The sequence below is a fragment of the Pseudomonas sp. ATCC 13867 genome, assembly GCF_000349845.1.
Lineage (GTDB): Bacteria > Pseudomonadota > Gammaproteobacteria > Pseudomonadales > Pseudomonadaceae > Pseudomonas.
This window is the reverse complement of record NC_020829.1, coordinates 3739725-3758966: the sequence shown is the minus strand read 5'-3', so window position 1 is coordinate 3758966 and position 19242 is coordinate 3739725. Positions and strand designations below refer to the sequence as shown.

The following is a 19242-nucleotide window of genomic DNA, read 5'->3' as shown; positions in this document are numbered from 1 at the left end:
TCAGAGCCAGAGGTTGATCAAGCGCGCGCCGGGGCCGTCGGGCGCCAGGGTATGGCTGCTACCGCTGACCACCAGGCTGCGTCCATCGCTGCCCAGGTCCCAGAGATGGCCTCGCAGGAATACGGTGATGCCGGCGCGGGCGCCGCTTGCGCCGATGCGGCCGGCCAGGGCCAGGCGTTCCCAGGCTTCGCCTTCGGAGAGTTCGCCGGGCTTGAGGGTCACGTCGCTGGGTGTCGGTGCGCCGTTGTAGCCCTTCCACGGCTTGCTCCAGTTGCCGTTGCCAGTGAGGAAGGCAGGCACTGCAATGATGTCGGGCTTGTTCGCAGCCAGCGCGCTGTAGCTCGCCGGATACCAGCTGTCGGCACAGACCAGCACGCCCAGGCGCCCAGCCGGCGTCTGCAGGACCTGCAGGTCATCCGGGTGACCACCACGGGTGAAGCCTTTCTCGTCGTCGATGGGGAACAGCTTGCGCTGCGGCTTGCCCAGCGGCAGGCCGTCGCTGCCGAAGACCTGGCTGACGTTGTAGAGGCGACCGTTGCCGGTGCGGATCTGGCCTTCGACGATCTTCGGATTGGGCAGCACGATGGAGCCGGCGACGATGGTCACGCCGAACTCCCTGGCCAGTCCGCCGAACAGGGTCTGGTAGTCGTGGGCCATGTCCACCGCCTTCATGCGGAACAGGGCGTCGGCCATGCGGTCCTCGCCTTTGGCGCCGAGCCAGCCGCGCGCTACTTTCAGCGGGTTGCTGGCGACCATCCATTCCATCGCCTCGGCCAGGTGCTCGGTCTGGTAGACCTCGGGCTTCTCGCCGGCGGCCACCAGCCAGGTGCCGACGTGCTCGGGGAACACCACCACCGTGCGCGGGTTGATCAGCCCTTCGTCGCGGGCCTTGGCCAGGTAGGCGTGGAATTTCAGGCGCAGGCGCTCGACGCTCTGGTAGTCCTGGGTGAAGAGTTCCGGTTGCACGCCCAGCAGGTTGCCGCGTTCGGACGGCTCGCCCTGGTTGAGCACGACCTGGCTGCGCAGGTCGGAGAGGTAGTGGCCCACCGGGCGACGTTCCGCCCAGCCGGCATAGCCGGCGAAGAGGATCACCAGGATGAGGAAGATCAGCTTGCGCATGAGGAACATGTACTCAGTCGGTGCGGCACAGGGTAGGGGCTGGGCCGGGTGTTGCCAAGTCGTGGTGTCATCTTCGATCAGTAAGTTGTTACTTTTGATCATTGAGCGGGGCAGGGTGGCTCCTTAGAGTCTGCCCCATACCGACCGCACCCCGTGCCTTGCGTTCCATGAGCGAACGAGCCGAGGGGGCGGCGCCACCGTGAATGCTGGAGGACGTATGACCGCCCCTTATCCGCACCTGCTCGCCCCCCTGGACCTGGGTTTCACCACGCTGCGCAACCGCACCCTGATGGGGTCCATGCACACCGGCCTGGAAGAAAAGCCGCAGGGCTTCGAGCGCATGGCGGCCTACTTCGCCGAGCGCGCCCGTGGTGGCGTGGGCCTGATGGTCACCGGCGGCATCGGTCCGAACGAGGAAGGCGGCGTGTATTCCGGCGCGGCCAAGCTGAGCACTGCCGAAGAAGCCGAGAAGCACAAGATCGTCACCCAGGCGGTGCACGAGGCGGGCGGCAAGATCTGCATGCAGATCCTCCACGCCGGCCGCTACGCCTACAGCCCCAAGTCCGTCGCGCCCAGCGCCATCCAGGCGCCGATCAACCCGTTCAAGCCGCGCGAGCTGGATGAAGAGGGCATCGAGAAACAGATCGCCGACTTCGTCAATTGCTCGAGCCTGGCCCAGGTCGCCGGCTACGACGGCGTCGAGATCATGGGGTCGGAAGGCTACTTCATCAACCAGTTCCTGGTTGCCCACACCAACCAGCGCACCGACCGCTGGGGCGGCAGCTACGAGAACCGCATGCGCCTGCCGGTGGAGATCGTCCGCCGCGTGCGCGAGGCCGTGGGTCCGAACTTCATCATCATCTATCGCCTGTCGATGCTCGACCTGGTGGAAGGCGGCAGCACCTGGGACGAGATCGTCCTGCTGGCCAAGGCCATCGAGCAGGCCGGCGCCACCCTCATCAACACCGGCATCGGCTGGCACGAAGCGCGCATCCCGACCATCGCCACCAAGGTGCCGCGTGCGGCCTTCACCAAGGTCACTGCCAAGCTGCGCGGCGAGATCGGCATCCCGCTGATCACCACCAACCGCATCAACACCCCGGAAATCGCCGAACAGGTGCTGGCCGAGGGCGACGCCGACATGGTGTCGATGGCTCGTCCGTTCCTCGCCGACCCGGACTTCGTCAACAAGGCCGCCGAAGGCCGTAGCGACGAGATCAACACCTGCATCGGCTGCAACCAGGCCTGCCTGGACCACACCTTCGGCGGCAAGCTGACCAGTTGCCTGGTGAATCCGCGCGCCTGCCACGAAACCGAACTGAACTACATCCCGACCACCCACGTGAAGAAGATCGCCGTGGTCGGCGCCGGCCCCGCCGGCCTGTCCGCCGCCACCGTGGCCGCCGAGCGTGGCCACGAGGTGACCCTGTTCGACGCCGCCGGCGAGATCGGCGGGCAGTTCAACGTCGCCAAGCGCGTGCCGGGCAAGGAGGAGTTCTACGAAACCCTGCGCTACTTCAAGCGCAAGGTGGAAACCAGCGGCGTGCAACTGCGCCTGAACACCCGCGTCAGCGTCGACGACCTGGCCAGGGGCGGTTTCGACGAGATCATCCTGGCCACCGGCATCGTGCCGCGCACCCCGGCCATCCCTGGCATCGACAACGCCAAGGTGATCAGCTACCTGGACGCGATCCTCGAGCGCAAGCCGGTGGGTAGCCGCGTGGCGGTGATCGGCGCCGGCGGCATCGGCTTCGACGTCTCCGAGTACGTCACCCACAGCGGCGAATCCACCAGCCTGGACCGCCACGCCTTCTGGCGGGAGTGGGGCATCGACGAGAACCTGGAGGCCCGTGGCGGCGTCGCCGGCATCCAGGCCCATCCGCACGCCGCAGCGCGCCAGGTGTTCCTGCTGCAGCGCAAGAAGTCCAAGGTCGGCGACGGCCTGGGCAAGACCACCGGCTGGATCCATCGCACGGGCCTGAAGAACAAGCAGGTGCAGATGCTCAACAGCGTCGAATACCTCAAGGTAGACAACGACGGCCTGCACATCAGCGTCGCCGGCGGCGAGCCGCAGGTGCTGCCGGTGGACACCGTGGTCGTCTGCGCCGGCCAGGACCCGCTGCGCGAGCTGCACGACGGTCTGGTCGCCGCTGGCCAGAGCGTGCACCTGATCGGTGGCGCCGACGTGGCCGCCGAACTGGACGCCAAGCGCGCCATCAATCAGGGTTCGCGCCTCGCCGCTGAGCTCTGAGTCGCAAGCCACACGCCGCAGGCCCCGGAAAGTTCCTCCGGGGCCTGCGTTTTTTGTTGAATGACAAACTGCGTCACAGATTCATCTTGCCGCCGACTCGCCCAACATGACCGGCAGGTCGGGTGCCAACCCAGTCACATTGCCTGCGACATTATTTCCCCTAGACTGGTCCGGATGTCGGGGGTTTCCTGCCATCAAGGTGCCACTTTCCTACGGTACCATGTCCCAGACTTCCTCCCGCACAGGCCCAGAGGTCAATCGATGAGCATGCAGAAGAAGCCTCAGATGGTGGAAGCCGTGGTCTTCTTCAATGACCGTGGCGTTTGCAAGGAAATGCTCTACCCCGAGTTCGAGGCGCTGCTCGACAACGTAGTGCAGATGCCGGACCTTGCCGAGCAACAGGTGCGGTTGGCCTACGTGCTGATCAACCCGCGGCTGATGATCAAGGCGGCGGTGTTCTTCTATCTGGACTTCGACGAGAAGGGTGAGGCCGACCGTGGCTGGAACCTGCCCCTGCGCAACCTTTCCGACCGTGCCGGCCGTGGCCCCGACCTGGGCGCCGGCCCCATTCGGCTGGCCTGCCGCAGCCAGTGCCCGGTGTCCTGGCACCAGATGCACCTGTGGGACCCGATCCTTGACGGCGACAACAATCACCTGACGCTGCTGCGCGCCGCGGCGAAACGCAACAACCTCGGGGTGCTGGTGGAAGAGGAGCCGGCGGCCGTCGAGCCCCAGCGCCTGCAGATGGCCGCCGAGCACCAGTGGTATGCGCCCTCCGAGGAGGAGTCTCGCCAGACTGCCGAAAAGCTGGCCCGGGAGATGCTCCAGGAGCACCAGCAGAAGACCGCTGAACTGCTCGGCCAGCACGAAACCCGCCTGTCGCAGATCAGCCAGCAGCATGAGCAGGAGCTCAGCCGCCTGAAGCTCGGCGCGCAGGAGCAGGTCATGGTGCTGCAAGCCGAGCTTACGGCGCTGCGCGAAGGGCTCAAGCGCGAAGAAGAGATCAACGATGGCCTGCGCCGCGAACTGGAAGGCCAGGTCAATGGATTCCAGCGTGGCCGTGAAGAGCTGACCGCCCAGTTGCGGCAGATCGAGCAGAGCGGCCGTGACGAGATGGATCAGTTGCGCCAGCAGATCGAAGGCGAGGCCAAGGCGCGCATCGCCGCCGTGGAGGCCCGCTACCGGGAGCAGGTTTCCGTCCGCGACGCGGAGCTGGGTTACCGCAACGAGCTGGACCAGCAACTGCAGCGGGAAAACCAGCAGTTGCAGCAGGAGGTTCAACAGCTTCGGCAGGAAAACCAGACGCTGCACCAGGAGGCTGGGCAATTGCGTCAGGAGCTCGAGCAGGTGCGCCGGGAAGGCGTGCAGTGGCGCGAGCAGGCCGGTCAGGCCGTGCAGTTGCAACAGAGTACCGAGAGCCTGCGCCAGGAGCTGGCCATGCTGTCGGCCCGGCCGGCGGAGGGTTCGATCCTGGAGCGCCTGGCGGAGCAGGGCGTGATCTTCGTGGTTTACCACCCCGGCGCCGGTCATCTGACCTTGTCGCTGCAGGATGTCGCTCGCTATCAGGACAACCCGTTGGCCTTCGTCGCAGCCAAGTGCTTCGTCTCGGAGGACCAATACAGCCAGTGGCTGGTGCATTACCAGCAGCCCGCCTGCGAGGGGCGGCTGTCCAATGGCGACCGTTGCGCCCTGCCGATCGACCGTGTGGAGACGCCCGGACGTTTCGTCGATGGCGACAGCAACTGCTGTTCCCGCCACAAGACCGCCGGCCGCCTGCGCAGCGTGACCACGGCTTGAGCGGGCACCTTGCGTTACCCTGACTGGCGCCCCGTTGCAGCGCTGCAATCCGTTCACCTGGGGTGGCTCGAACGCGCGGGCGTCGAGCTGGCGCTGTTGCGCCTGGACCAGGTCGACGCGCTCGTTTCCGGCAACAAGTGGTTCAAGCTCGCGCCCTACCTGAAGCGCGCCGCCGATCTCGGTCTCGACGGCGTGATGAGCCTGGGCGGTGCCCATTCCAATCACCTCCATGCCCTGGCGGCGGCCGGTGCCCGGTTCGGTTTCCGTACCGTCGGACTGCTGCGTGGCGAGGCGCAGGACAACCCTACGGTCGCCGATCTGCACCAGTTCGGCATGCAGCTCCACTGGCTGGGCTACGGCGGTTATCGCCAACGGCATGAGCCGGACTTCTGGACGCCCTGGCGCGAGCGCTACCCCGATCTGCTGCCGGTGGACGAGGGCGGTGGCGGATTGCCCGGCGCGCGGGGCTGCGCAGTGCTGGTGAGGCAGGTTCGCGAACAGCTGGCGGGTATTGGCTGGAGCGACTATCAGCAGCTCTGGGTCGCCTGCGGCAGCGGCACCACCCTGGCCGGCCTGGTGCTGGGCGAGGAGCGCGCGCACCCGGTGGTGGGGGTGTTGGCGGTGCCGCCGGGGCACGGCGTCGAGGCGCAGGTGCCCGAGCTATTGACGGAGGCCGGTGTCGAGGCGTCCGGCTACCGGCTGATCGACGCCAGCCGGGAGGGCTTCGCGCGGATCGACCCGGCGCTGGCGTGCTTCATCCTGGACACCGAAGCCGAGTGCGGCGTGCCGCTGGAGCCGCTGTACACCGGCAAGCTGCTGCTCGCGCTGCACGAGGAGATTGCCGCGGGGCGGATCGACCGCGGCAGCCGCATCGTCGCGGTCCACACGGGGGGACTGCAGGGGCGACGGGCAATGCAGGAACGCCTCCTGGCGCTGGCCGCTCAGCGCGAATAGCCGCTGTGCACACGCGGCCAGCGGTCGCCTACCAGGAACAACCGTTCCTGCTCGCGCCAGCGTCCGTCCCGGAAGCCCAGACGGACCAGTAGCTGCGGAAAACCGTCCTCCGGCAACTGCGTCAACCAGTCGGCGAATTGCGCGACAGTCCAGCGTTCATCGGCGTCGCATGCGGCCGGTGCCAGCCAGCGCTTGCGCGACAGCACCTGCCAGCCCTCGGGATGCACCTCCTGGTAACGCAGCCACTCGCGGCGGTGCAGCCAGCGGCCGTGCAGGTGGTGGTCGCTGGCGCCGGTGGGCGGCGGGCATCGCGTCGGCCAGGGGTAGAACAGGCAGCCGCCGAGCCAGAGCCCCGCCGAGGGTGTGGCCTCGCTGAATGCACGAATCACGCTCAGCCCTTCGAGCGTGGCCGAAAGCGGCAACTGGTGCTGGTAGAAGTGTTCGATCTTGCGCAGCAGGTGATCTTCCGCGCCGGGGCCGAGCCAGGCGTTCGGTCCGTCTTCGGCGGGGCCGAGATAGAGCTTGATGGCCAGTTCGAGGTGATGCAGGCCGTCGTCGTCCTCCAGCAGCAGGTCCAGTTCGCCGAGGGTGTGGCCGTTGTCGCGCACTGGCAGGTTGGCGGCCAGCAGACGGAGGTCGGGGGCCTGTTCCAGGGCGTACTGCCACAGGCGTTCGTAGTAGCGGCCCAGGCGCTGGTGCGGTGTGCTTTCCAGTTGTTCCAGCAGGGCGGCGGGGGAGCGCTCCTGCGCCCGCAACCAATCGGCCAGGCGCGCCGGCTCGGCCAGCCAGCGGCTGGCTGCCAGCGGATGGCGCAGGGCCGGGCTGCCCGGACTCAGCAAGGGCGGTGAGAGCAGCGTCCAGGCCAGGTCGCGGACCTGCGGCTGGCGCAGTTCGGTCAACAGTTCATCCAGCAGGAGGGTGAGAGCGCTCATTCCTCTAGCCTAGTCGCTCGGGTCGCACTGTGGTTTGCCGCTGCTTCGGCGTTTCGCCCATAATTCCTGCATAGCCGTATCCCTGTATTCCCATATCCCCGCAGCGCAACGCCGTCCGGAGTCTCATGGAACCCTTTCGCAATATCGGCATCATCGGCCGCCTGGGCAGTCCCCAGGTCCTGGAAACCATCCGTCGGTTGAAGCGTTTCCTCATCGAGCGCCACCTGCATGTGATCCTCGAGGACACCATTTCCGAGGTGCTGCCCGGCCACGGCCTGCAGACCTGCTCACGGAAGATCATGGGCGAGATCTGCGACCTGGTGATCGTAGTCGGCGGCGACGGCAGCATGCTCGGCGCGGCGCGCGCCCTGGCGCGGCACAAGGTGCCGGTGCTGGGGATCAACCGTGGCAGCCTGGGCTTTCTCACCGATATTCGCCCGGACGAGCTGGAAACCAAGGTTGCCGAGGTGCTGGGCGGCCAGTACATCGTCGAGAGCCGCTTCCTGCTCGACGCCCAGGTGCGTCGCCACGGCGAGTCCATCGGCCAGGGCGATGCGCTCAACGACGTGGTGCTGCACCCCGGCAAGTCCACGCGAATGATCGAGTTCGAGCTGCACATCGACGGCCAGTTCGTCTGCAGCCAGAAGGCCGACGGCCTGATCGTCGCCACCCCGACCGGCTCCACCGCCTACGCGCTGTCCGCCGGCGGGCCGATCATGCATCCCAAGCTCGACGCCATCGTCATCGTGCCGATGTATCCGCATACCCTGTCGGGCCGGCCCATCGTGGTCGACGGCAACAGCGAGCTGAAGATCGTCGTTTCGCCGAACATGCAGATCTACCCGCAGGTTTCCTGTGACGGGCAGAACCACTTCACCTGCGCGCCGGGCGACACCGTCACGGTGAGCAAGAAGCCGCAGAAGCTGCGCCTGATCCACCCGATCGACCACAACTACTACGAGGTCTGCCGGACCAAGCTGGGCTGGGGCAGTCGCCTCGGGAGCAGCGAGTGATGGAACTCGACCCCGCACGCGGGTACGACCTGATCGGCGACGTCCACGGCTGCGCACATACCCTCGACCACCTGTTGGAGCGCCTCGGCTATCGGTTGCAGGGCGGCGTCTGGCGGCACGCCCGGCGGCAGGCGCTGTTCCTGGGCGACATCATCGACCGCGGGCCGCGCATCCGCGAGGCGCTGCACCGGGTACACGACATGGTCGCCGCCGGCGAGGCGCTGTGCATCATGGGCAACCACGAGTTCAACGCCCTCGGCTGGTCCACCCCGGCGGCGCCCGGCAGCGGTCGGCAGTACGTGCGCGAGCACACGCCGCGCCACGCACGGCTGATCAAGGAAACCCTGGAGCAGTTCGAAGGCCATCCGGCGGACTGGCGCGACTTCCTCGGCTGGTTCCAGGGCATGCCGCTGTTCCTCGACGCCGGGCGCTTCCGCATGGTCCACGCCTGCTGGGACCACGATGTGATCGACGCGCTGTGCCAGCAGTTCCACGACGGCCGCATCGACGAGGCCTTCCTCAAGGCCAGCGCCGAGCCGGGCAGCTTCGCCCAGCAGGCCTGCGACCGCCTGCTGCGCGGCACCGACATGCGCCTGCCCAACGGGATGACCCTGACCGGCAGCGACGGCTTCACCCGCTCGTTCTTCCGTACCAAGTTCTGGGAAGAGGACCGTGCGCCGGAAACCTATGGCGACATCGTGTTCCAGCCCGACGGGCTGCCCGACGAAGTCGCCAGTGAACGCCTGAGCGCAGAGCAGAAGTCCAGCCTGCTGACCTATGGCGCCGACGAGCCGCTGCTGTTCGTCGGTCACTACTGGCGGCGCGGCACGCCGTCGCCGATCCGGCCCAACCTGGCCTGCCTGGACTACAGCGCGGTGATGTACGGCAAGCTGGCGGCCTATCGACTGGATGACGAGCAGCGCCTGGAGCGCAGCAAGTTCGTGTGGGTGGATGTGAAGCGCCCGGAGGGTAATGAGTGAGCGTGGTTGAAGCGATACGGCTGCCGGCGGCGGTTGACCTGGGTGAGTTCGTCAACCTGCTGCGACGGCTGAACGTGCCGTTCCGGGTCAGCGAGGAGTCGGGCGAGCAGGTGCTCTGGGTGCCCAATGCGCAGTTGGCGGAGCAGGTCCGCACGCTGTACGAGCGTTACCCACAGGGCGATCCGCAGTTCAGCGTGCAGGCCGAGCCGCTGCGCCGGGGGCCGGGGTTCCTGGAGCAGTTGAAGCTGAGCCGGATGACCGCCACGGTGCTGCTGGTGACCTGCGTCGTCGCCGCCGTGACCCTGCTCGGCACCTACCCGGAGACATTGCGCTGGCTGACCTTCCAGGATTTCCGCATGGTCGGCGAGGATCGCCTGATGTTCCTGCCGCTCTCCGAGACGCTGGCGTCCGGGCAGTGGTGGCGGCTGCTCACGCCGATGCTGATCCACTTCGGCTGGCTGCATCTGGCGATGAACGCCATGTGGTACTGGGAGCTGGGCCGGCGCATCGAATACCGCCAGGGGGCCGGGATGCTGCTGGGGTTGAGCCTGGGCTTCGGGCTGGTGTCCAACCTGGTGCAGTACGCGGCCAGCGGGCCGAGCCTGTTCGGCGGCCTGTCCGGCGTGCTCTACGGGCTGCTCGGCCACTGCTGGATCTTCCAGCGCATGGCGCCGACGCCGGCCTACCAGTTACCCAGGGGCGTGGTGGCGATGATGCTGATCTGGCTGCTGGTGTGCCTGTCCGGGGTGATCGACCTGCTTGGCTTCGGCTCCATCGCCAACGGCGCCCATGTCGGCGGGCTGGTGGCAGGTTGCCTGAGCGGCCTGGTCGGCGGTTTGCTGGCGCGGCGATCTGCCCACTGAATTGGCAGAACCTGTAGGAGAGAGCTTGCTCGCGAACCGCTTAGCTCCGCAGCATCCCGGCGGGCCCGTTCGCGAGCAAGCTCGCTCCTACACAAGGGCAATCACCTACCGCCTGACCTCTGATCGTGCGTCAAAGCCTTCGGACCGGTAGAATGCCGGCTTCGTTTTCTCCAGCAGGAGCCGGCCCATGTCGTCCTTCGCCGAAATGATCCAGAACATCACCCCCGAAATCTACGAGAGCCTCAAGCTGGCCGTGGAAATCGGCAAGTGGCCCGACGGCCGCAAGCTGTCCCAGGAACAGAAGGAGCTGTCGCTGCAGGCCATGATCGCCTGGGAGATGGACAACCTGCCCGAGGACCAGCACACCGGCTACATGGGCCCGCAGGCCTGCGAATCCCACGCCGAGCCGATCCCGAACATCCTCTTCTCCTCCAACTCGCTGCACTGATGCAGGAGCTTGGACGCGGCGCCCTGGACAAGATGTCGGCGCGCCTGGAAAGCCCCGTGCAGTACGCCTTCCGCCTGGGCGAGGCGCAGGTCCCGGTAAACCCGCTGATCGGCAAGACGGTGCGCCTGGAGTACCTGGGCGAGATCAACTGCTGTCACTGCGGGCGCAAGACCAAAAAGAGCTTCGCCCAGGGCTACTGCTACCCGTGCTTCACCAAGCTGGCGCAATGCGACAGCTGCATCATGAGCCCGGAGAAGTGCCACTACGAGGACGGCTCCTGCCGCGAGCCGGAGTGGGGCGAGCGCTTCTGCATGACCGACCACGTGGTCTACCTGGCCAACTCCTCGGGGGCCAAGGTGGGCATCACCCGCGCCACCCAGGTGCCGACCCGCTGGATCGACCAGGGTGCGCGCCAGGCGCTGCCGATCATGCGCGTGGCGACCCGCCAGCAGTCCGGTTTCGTCGAGGACCTGCTGCGCAGCCAGGTCACCGACCGCACCAACTGGCGCGCGTTGCTCAAGGGCGAGGCCGAGCCGCTGGACCTGGTGGCTATCCGCGAGCAGATCTTCGACGCCTGCGCCGAGGGCATCGTCGCCCTGCAGCAGCGCTTCGGCCTGCAGGCGATCCAGCCGGTGATCGACATGGAGCCCATCGAGATCAGCTACCCGGTGGAGGCCTACCTGGCCAAGATCACCAGCTTCGATCTGGACAAGACGCCGGTGGTCGAGGGTACCCTGCAGGGTATCAAGGGCCAGTACCTGATCTTCGATACCGGCGTGATCAACGTGCGCAAGTTCACTGCGTACCAGTTGGCCATCAGCGCCTGATCGAACCTGCATTGAATTTCAGGTCCGGGGCTCGCATCTAGAGAAAGACGCATCCAGGAATAGATGCGTCTTGCGACTCGCCCGCGCCGTTCCCAATCGCTAGAGTCAGTATTCCTCCGGCCGGCCCATCCCGCCTGCCGCCTTCCAAGGGGCCAAAAGCCATGCGTACCGAGCAACCGAAAGTCATCTACCTCAAGGATTATCAGGCGCCCGAGTACCTGATCGACGAGACCAACCTGACCTTCGAGCTGTACGAGGATCACACCCTGGTCCACGCCCAACTGGTGATGCGCCGCAACCCGGAGCGCGGCGACGGCCTGCCGCCGCTGGTGCTCGACGGCCAGCAACTGGAGCTGCTGTCGCTGGCGCTGGACGACCAGACACTGGAAGCCGGCCAGTACCAGCTCGACGAGAACCACCTGACCCTGCAGCCGACGGCCAAGACCTTCACCGTCGACAGCAGCGTGCGCATCCACCCGGAAAGCAACACCGCGCTGGAAGGCCTGTACAAGTCCGGCAAGATGTTCTGCACCCAGTGCGAGGCCGAAGGCTTCCGCAAGATCACCTACTACCTCGACCGCCCGGACGTGATGAGCAGCTTCACCACCACGCTGTCGGCCGAGCAGCACCAGTACCCGGTGCTACTGTCCAACGGCAACCCGGTGGCCAGCGGCGCGGAAGAGGGCGGTCGCCACTGGGCGACCTGGCAGGACCCGTTCAAGAAGCCGGCCTACCTGTTCGCCCTGGTCGCCGGCGACCTCTGGTGCGTGGAAGACCAGTTCACCACCCTGAGCGAGCGCGAAGTCACCCTGCGCATCTACGTCGAGCCGGAAAACATCGACAAGGTCCAGCACGCCATGGACAGCCTGAAGAACTCGATGCGCTGGGACGAGAAGGTCTACGGCCGCGAGTACGACCTGGACATCTTCATGATCGTCGCGGTCAACGACTTCAACATGGGCGCGATGGAGAACAAGGGCCTCAACATCTTCAACTCCAGCTGCGTGCTGGCCAAGGCCGAGACCGCCACCGACGCCGCGCACCAGCGTGTCGAAGGCGTGGTGGCCCACGAATACTTCCACAACTGGTCGGGCAACCGCGTGACCTGCCGCGACTGGTTCCAGCTGTCGCTCAAGGAAGGCTTCACCGTGTTCCGCGACAGCGAGTTCTCCGCCGACATGAACTCGCGCACGGTCAAGCGCGTCGAGGACGTGGCCTTCCTGCGCACCAACCAGTTCGCCGAGGACGCCGGCCCCATGGCGCACCCGGTGCGCCCGGATTCCTTCATCGAGATTTCCAACTTCTACACCCTGACCGTCTATGAGAAGGGCGCGGAAGTGGTGCGCATGATCCACACCCTGCTGGGCGCCGATGGCTTCCGCAAGGGCACCGACCTGTACTTCCAGCGCCATGACGGCCAGGCCGTGACCTGCGACGACTTCGTCAAGGCCATGGAAGACGCCAACGGCGTCGACCTCACCCAGTTCAAGCGCTGGTACAGCCAGTCCGGCACCCCGCGCCTGGCGGTGGAGGAGCGCTTCGACGCCGCCGCGCAGAGCTACACCCTGACCTTCCGCCAGAGCTGCCCGGCCACGCCGGGACAGAGCGAGAAACAGCCCTTCGTCATCCCGGTGCAGATGGGCCTGATCGACAAGCTGGGCAACGCCCTGCCGCTGCGCCTGCAAGGTGAAGAGCACGCCCACGGCAGCGATCGCGTGCTGCAGGTCACCGAGGCCGAGCAGTCCTTCACCTTCGTCGGTCTCGCGGAGAAGCCGCTGCCGTCGCTGCTGCGTGGCTTCTCCGCGCCGGTGAAGCTGAGCTTCCCCTATGACCGCGACCAACTGATGTTCCTCATGCAGCACGACGAGGACGGCTTCAATCGCTGGGAAGCCGGCCAGCAGCTGTCCGTGCAAGTGTTGCAGGAGCTGATCGGCCAGCACCAGCGTGGCGAGACGCTGGTGCTCGACGAGCGCCTGATCACCGCCTTGCGCACCCTGTTGCTGGATACCGGGCTGGACCAGGCGATGGTTGCCGAGATGCTCTCGCTGCCCAGCGAGGCGTACCTCACCGAGATCAGCGAGGTGGCTGACGTCGAGGCCATCCACGCTGCCCGCGAGTTCGCCCGCCAGCAGATCGGCTCTGCGCTGCACGAGCCGCTGTGGGAGCGCTACCAGGCCAACCGCAAGCAGTCCCGCGAGACCGCCTACGTCGCCGAGGCTTCGCACATTGCCCGCCGCAGCCTGCAGAACATTTCCCTGTCCTACCTGATGCAGAGCGGCAAGGCCGACGTGCTCGCCGCCTGCCAGGAGCAGTACAAGGATTGCGACAACATGACCGAGCGCCTCACCTCGCTGGCCGTGCTGGTCAACTCGTCGTTCGAGAGCGAGAAGGCCGAGGCGCTGGCGATGTTCGCCGACTACTTCAAGGATGACCCGCTGGTGATGGACCAGTGGTTCAGCGTGCAGGCCGGCTGCACCCTGCCGGGCGGGCTGGAGCGCGTGCAGGCGCTGATGAATCATTCGGCCTTCACCCTGAAGAACCCGAACAAGATCCGCGCGCTGATCGGCGCCTTCGCCAACCAGAACGCGGTGAACTTCCACCGCGCCGACGGCGCCGGCTACCGCTTTCTGGCGGACCAGATCATCACGCTCAATGCGCTCAACCCGCAGATCGCCTCGCGCCTGCTGACCCCCCTGACCCGCTGGCGCAAGTACGCGCCCGAGCGCCAGGCGCTGATGAAGGCCGAGCTGGAACGCATCCTGGCGTCCGGCGAACTGTCCAGCGATGTATACGAAGTGGTCAGCAAGAGCCTGGCCTGATCCCCTCCGGCGCCCCGTTCGGGGCGCCTTCTGTCTCTTTGAAGGTGTTACTGGCGCTGTCTGGTAACACCTTTTTGTTACTTATCGAAATTAAACGATGGTTTCCTTATCGCTCGGCTGCATTGGCGCCAGGGTGCCGCGCTGTCTGCGTCGGGCCTTCCAGGGGCGGATCGCGCCATTCGGATAGGCGGATGGCGCAATCAGTCAGTGGATTTGATCAGTGGACGACCAGTCACAAAAGGTAGCGGGACTGATCTTTAAATTTTGTAAGGATATTCAGGGTATTTACAGCAATTGGCATCGGGGTTGCACCGGCCGACCCGCTTAGCCTTTGCCTGGCCATTGGGTCGGGGGCACGTCGAGCACCTTGAGGGAGTTTCCTTCAGATCGACAACAACAAGGCCGTGGAATAACGGCTGACAAGGCGAACCGCCCGCAGTGGTGGCGCCCTTACAGAATGATCAGTCCATGGAGTGAGTCCTAATGGAAATCCCGGTTCGCAAGAGCGTCTTGCGTTTGGCACCTGCTCGCGCGGGTTTTGCTCTGGCAGGCGTCCTGCCGCTGCTGATGCCGGCGCAGGCCGGCGCCGTCGAGTTCAGCTTCCTCGACAACGAGGTCAGCGGCTCGCTGGATACCACTGTCTCCTACGGCGCCTTGTGGCGCGTTCAGGGGCAGGACAAGACCAACAACGACATCAACGGCAACGACGGCAATCGTAACTTCGACACCGGTCTGGTTTCCGAGGTGTACAAGATCACTTCCGACCTGGAAGCGACCTACAAGAACTACGGCATGTTCGTGCGCGGTTCGGCGTTCTATGACACCCAGATCATGGACAAGCGCAACGACTACCTGGACCACAACCAGCCGCCGCAGCCGAGCCAGACCTACCCCTACAACGACCGCTTCACCGATGAAACCCGCGATGCCGCCGGCAACCGCGCGGAAATCCTCGACGCCTATGTCTATGGCAACTGGGATGTGGCCGACCACCCGCTGACCGCGCGCCTGGGTCGCCAGGTGTTCAACTGGGGGGAAGGCGTCTTCTACCGCGGCGGCGTGAACACCACCAACCCGGTGGACGCCGCCAAGTTCCGCCTGCCGGGCTCCGAGCTGAAGGAAGTGCTGATGCCGGTGGAAGCGGCGAGCTTCAACATCGGCCTGACCGACAACCTGTCGATGGACGCCTTCTACCAGTGGAACTGGAAAGAGACCCGTCTCGACCCGGTGGGGACCTACTTCTCCGAGACCGACCTGTTCGCCGATGGCGGCAATACCGCCTACACCACCGTTGACGCGCTGGCCAACCCGCTGTTCCAGAGCCTCTATCCGCAGCTCTCGGCAGCGCATCTCGGTGGCCTGCAGGGTACCGACTATCTGGACTCCAACGGCGTATTCAAGGTCGCCAGCGTCGGCAAGGACATCAACGCCAAGAACGACGGCCAGTTCGGCGTGGCCTTCCACTACATTGCCGAAGAACTGAACTCCACCGAGTTCGGCTTCTACTTCGTCAACTACCACGCCAAGGAACCGACCATCTACGCCGACCTCAACCAGGATTATGCCGGCCTGGATATCGACCAGCTGGCGGGCCTGGGCGGCTTCTCGTCCTATGACCAGTTGATGGCCGCCGCCGGCAGCGGCAACGCGATGGCCGGCCAGGTGCTGGGGCTGGTCAACGGCGCGGCGGCGGTGGACGTGGCCAACCAGGTCAACGCCCGTCGCGAGTACGTCGAGAACATCCGCATGTACGGCTTCAGCTTCAACACCACCGTGGGCGACGCCTCGGTGTTCGGCGAGCTGGCCTACCGCCCGAACCTGCCGATCGGTATCGCTACCACCAACGACCTGCTCGGCGACCTGCTCGGCCAGGCGCCGCAGCTGGGCAGCGGGCAGAGCGTGAACATCGGCGGCCGTCCGGTGGCGATGACCGACCAGATCCACAACTACGAGCGCGTCGAGGCCTTCAACACCTCGCTGGGCACCATCTACAACTTCGGCCCGTCGCTGTCCTTCGACTCGCTGATGGGGGTGGCGGAGCTGGCCTCCGAGCACCTGCGCGGCAGCAGCCTGCAGTACACCGCCTACGATGGCTCGACCCGCTACTACTCCGGCCGCGGCAACGGCGCCTACATCTCCGGCTACGACCGCGACGACCAGGTGAACAAGAACTCCTACGGCTACACCCTGTTGCTCTCGGGTACCTGGAACGACGTATTCGCCGGGGTCAACGTCTCGCCGTACGCGGTCTACAAGGATGACTTCGAAGGCAACTCCTACCAGACCGGCAACTTCATCGAAGGCCGCAAGGCGTACACCCTGGGCGTCAAGGCCTCCTACCTGAACGCTCTGGAAGCCGAGCTGCAATACACCGAGTTCTACGGAGCAGGGCAGAACAACGCCGGGCGTGACCGCGACAACGTCGGTTTCAACGTCAAGTACTCCTTCTAACGAAAAAATCGCACGCCGGGTGCCGACGCACCTGGCGCGTGAACTCACGGAGAATCACCATGCGCAACATGCGTACCCTGGTCGGCGCGGCAGTGGCCCTGGCCCTGTCCGCCGGCAGCGCCCTGGCGGCGGTTTCCGCGCAGGACGCGGCCAAGCTGCAATCGACCCTGACCCCGCTGGGCGCGGAAAAGGCCGGCAACGCCGCTGGCACCATCCCGGCCTGGACCGGTGGCATCACCCAGGCGCCGGCCGGCTACAAGCCGGGCCAGCACCACATCGATCCGTTCGCCTCGGACACGCCGCTGTTCACCATCACCAAGGCCAACCTGGACCAGTACAAGGCCAACCTGACGCCGGGCACCCTGGCGCTGTTCGCCACCTACCCGGACACCTTCCAGATGCCGGTTTATCCGAGCCGCCGCAGCGGTTCGGCGCCACAGTGGGTGTACGACAACACCTTCAGGAACGCCACCAGCGCCAAGCTGGCCGAGGGCGGCAACGGCTTCGTCGATGCCTTCGGCGGCATTCCGTTCCCGATTCCGGCGAATGGCGTGGAAGCGGTGTGGAACCACATCGCCCGTTATCGCGGCACCTACGTCGTGCGCCGCGCCTCGGAAGTGGCCGTGCAGCGCAACGGCGACTATTCGCTGGTGACCTCGCAGCAGGAAGCGCTGTTCAAGTACTACATCCAGGGCAAGAGCTTCGCCGACCTGAACAACCTGCTGTTCTACTACCTGTCCTTCACCAAGAGCCCGGCCCGCCTGGCAGGCGGCGCCGCGCTGGTACACGAGACCCTGGACCAGGTGAAGGAGCCGCGCCAGGCCTGGGGCTACAATGCCGGCCAGCGCCGCGTGCGCCGTGCGCCGAACCTGGCCTACGACACCCCGATCGCCGCCGCCGACGGCCTGCGTACCGCCGACGACACCGACATGTTCAACGGCTCCCCGGATCGCTACGACTGGAAACTGGTGGGCAAGAGGGAAGTCTACATCCCGTACAACAACTACAAGGTTTCCAGCCCTGAGGTTAAGTACAAGGACCTGCTGACCCCGAGCCACCTCAATCCCAAATACACCCGCTACGAGCTGCACCGCGTGTGGGTCGTCGAAGGCACCCTGAAGCCGGGCGCGCGCCACATCTATTCCAAGCGCGTGCTGTTCCTCGACGAGGACAGCTGGGGCGCCGCCGAGGTCGACCAGTACGACGGCCGTGGCGAGCTGTGGCGCGTGTCGCTGGCCTACCTGAAGAACTACTACGAGCTGCCCACCACCTGGACCGCCCTGGATACCTTCCACGACCTGCAGGCCCGCCGTTACCACGTGCAGAACCTGGACAACGAAGAGCCGAGCACCATCGACTTCGGCCAGGCCGTGCCGGACGATTCTTACTTCAGTCCGTCCGCACTGCGTCGTCGCGGTACCCGCTGAGTCCGTCGCCAGAGTGCAGACAGAGCCCCGCCTTGGCGGGGCTTTTTCATGCTCTCGCGAAGGTACCTGTTCGCAAAAGTGTTACCGCTCCAACCGCGAAAAGCCCCTAACCTCGGGCCTTTCGGGTGAGATGGCAAAGCGCGATCATCCTTTTGGGTGACGCTGCCGGCGCTTAACAAAAGATAACGTGCCGTCAATTGTCAGTCCCGGAAAAGGCTGGCTATATAGCCACCACACTCGATACCGCCTGTAATAAGAACAAAGAGGTAAAGGCATATGCGTGAGCCCCAGTGGCGCACTATGAGCGAGCAGTCCGTGTCGGAGACTTCGCGCTCCTTCCCGATGTCGCGCAAATCGATTTCCCTGCTCGGCGCACTTTCCTTCCTGATGCTGTCCGTTGCCCCCTTGCCCGCCTTCGCGGCGACCGAGGCGGCCAGCGACTCCAGCTCCATCCCGTCGGCCAAGGCTGCCAGCAGCCTGCTGCTGAGCGTCGCCCATGCCGGCCAGCGCCTGGTGGCGGTGGGGGATCACGGACACATCCTTTACTCCGACGATGCCGGCAAGAACTGGGTCCAGGCCAAGGTGCCGACCCGCCAGTTGCTGACGTCGGTGTTCTTCATCAATGACAAGAAGGGCTGGGCCGTCGGCCACGACGCGCAGATCCTCGCCTCCACCGACGGCGGCAGCACCTGGACCCGTCAGTTCGAAGACCTCAAGCGCGAAGCGCCGCTGCTGGACATCTGGTTCCAGGACGACAACCACGGCATGGCCGTGGGTGCCTACGGCGCGCTGCTGGAAACCACCGATGGCGGCCAGCACTGGGAAGACGTCAGCGACCGCCTGGACAACGAAGACCAGTACCACCTCAATTCCATCGCGGCTGTGAAGGACTCCGGCCTGCTGGTGGTCGGCGAGTCCGGCAGCATCTTCCGTTCCAGGGACTGGGGTCAGACCTGGGAGAAACTCGAAGGTCCGTACGAAGGTTCGCTGTTCGGCGCGGTCGGTACCCGCCAGGCGGGCACCGCGCTGATCTACGGCCTGCGCGGCCACCTGTTCCGCACCACCGACTTCGGTGATAACTGGCAGCAGATCGAACTGCCCACCGCCAACGGCGGCGAGCTGGAGTTCGGCCTTTCCGAAGGTTCGCTGCTGGCGGACGGCACCATCGTGGTCGTCGGGCATGGCGGCAGCGTCCTGGAAAGCCGGGACGACGGCCAGAGCTTCAAGGTCTACAACCGTCCCGACCGCCTGTCCCTGGCGGGCGTGAGCGGCGCCGGCAACGGCAACCTGGTGCTGGTCGGCCAGGGCGGTATCCACCTGGCTACGGCGACCGGCGCCGAGCTGACAGAACAACAATAAGC

At 65.7% G+C, this 19242-nt stretch carries 14 protein-coding genes; 12 read left to right on the top strand and 2 right to left on the bottom strand.

The genetic code is table 11. The annotated features are described in order from the left end of the window. Window positions 1-1119, bottom strand: coding sequence for a carbon-nitrogen hydrolase family protein (locus tag H681_RS16640; RefSeq protein ID WP_041712653.1), 1119 nt, complete (start codon window positions 1117-1119; stop codon window positions 1-3). Window positions 1120-1336: 217 nt separating this feature from the next. Here H681_RS16640 and H681_RS16635 point away from each other — a divergent pair, with 217 nt between their 5' ends. The 3 genes from H681_RS16635 to H681_RS16625 all read left to right on the top strand — a co-directional run bounded on the left by H681_RS16635 (window position 1337) and on the right by H681_RS16625 (window position 6121). Further along, on the top strand, window positions 1337-3370 hold the full coding sequence (locus H681_RS16635) for an NADPH-dependent 2,4-dienoyl-CoA reductase (protein ID WP_015478046.1): 2034 nt from the start codon (window positions 1337-1339) through the stop codon (window positions 3368-3370). Between the two features lie 261 nt (window positions 3371-3631). Next, window positions 3632-5167, top strand: a complete 1536-nt coding sequence (locus H681_RS16630) for a hypothetical protein (protein WP_015478045.1) — start codon at window positions 3632-3634, stop codon at window positions 5165-5167. Between the two features lie 9 nt (window positions 5168-5176). Then, on the top strand, window positions 5177-6121 hold the full coding sequence (locus H681_RS16625) for a 1-aminocyclopropane-1-carboxylate deaminase/D-cysteine desulfhydrase (protein WP_015478044.1): 945 nt from the start codon (window positions 5177-5179) through the stop codon (window positions 6119-6121). Here H681_RS16625 and H681_RS16620 read toward each other — a convergent pair. Continuing rightward, entirely contained in the window at window positions 6109-7053 is a 945-nt protein-coding gene (locus H681_RS16620) for a DUF1853 family protein (protein WP_015478043.1), read from the bottom strand. The two genes, H681_RS16625 and H681_RS16620, sit on opposite strands and share 13 nt — an antisense overlap. A 125-nt stretch (window positions 7054-7178) precedes the next feature. Here H681_RS16620 and H681_RS16615 point away from each other — a divergent pair, with 125 nt between their 5' ends. The 9 genes from H681_RS16615 (at window position 7179) to H681_RS16575 (ending at window position 19240) form a co-directional block, all read left to right on the top strand. After that, on the top strand, window positions 7179-8066 hold the full coding sequence (locus H681_RS16615) for an NAD(+) kinase (protein WP_015478042.1): 888 nt from the start codon (window positions 7179-7181) through the stop codon (window positions 8064-8066). Next, the gene (locus tag H681_RS16610) at window positions 8066-9046 is read left to right on the top strand and encodes a metallophosphoesterase (RefSeq protein WP_015478041.1); all 981 of its coding nucleotides are present in this window, start codon (window positions 8066-8068) and stop codon (window positions 9044-9046) included. Before H681_RS16615 ends, H681_RS16610 begins: the two co-directional genes overlap by 1 nt. After that, on the top strand, window positions 9043-9909 hold the full coding sequence (locus H681_RS16605) for a rhomboid family intramembrane serine protease (RefSeq protein WP_015478040.1): 867 nt from the start codon (window positions 9043-9045) through the stop codon (window positions 9907-9909). Before H681_RS16610 ends, H681_RS16605 begins: the two co-directional genes overlap by 4 nt. Window positions 9910-10096: 187 nt before the next feature. Next, complete coding sequence (locus H681_RS16600) at window positions 10097-10357, top strand: YeaC family protein (RefSeq protein ID WP_015478039.1); 261 nt, start codon at window positions 10097-10099, stop codon at window positions 10355-10357. Continuing rightward, on the top strand, window positions 10357-11184 hold the full coding sequence (locus H681_RS16595) for a DUF2797 domain-containing protein (RefSeq protein ID WP_015478038.1): 828 nt from the start codon (window positions 10357-10359) through the stop codon (window positions 11182-11184). Before H681_RS16600 ends, H681_RS16595 begins: the two co-directional genes overlap by 1 nt. A 161-nt stretch (window positions 11185-11345) precedes the next feature. Then, window positions 11346-14003, top strand: a complete 2658-nt coding sequence (gene pepN / locus H681_RS16590) for an aminopeptidase N (protein ID WP_015478037.1) — start codon at window positions 11346-11348, stop codon at window positions 14001-14003. Window positions 14004-14486: 483 nt separating this feature from the next. Then, the gene (locus H681_RS16585) at window positions 14487-16454 is read left to right on the top strand and encodes a DUF1302 domain-containing protein (RefSeq protein WP_015478036.1); all 1968 of its coding nucleotides are present in this window, start codon (window positions 14487-14489) and stop codon (window positions 16452-16454) included. Window positions 16455-16513: 59 nt separating this feature from the next. Further along, entirely contained in the window at window positions 16514-17881 is a 1368-nt protein-coding gene (locus H681_RS16580; protein WP_015478035.1) for a DUF1329 domain-containing protein, read from the top strand. Between the two features lie 276 nt (window positions 17882-18157). Further along, the gene (locus H681_RS16575) at window positions 18158-19240 is read left to right on the top strand and encodes a YCF48-related protein (protein WP_015478034.1); all 1083 of its coding nucleotides are present in this window, start codon (window positions 18158-18160) and stop codon (window positions 19238-19240) included. Window positions 19241-19242 lie beyond the last annotated feature (2 nt).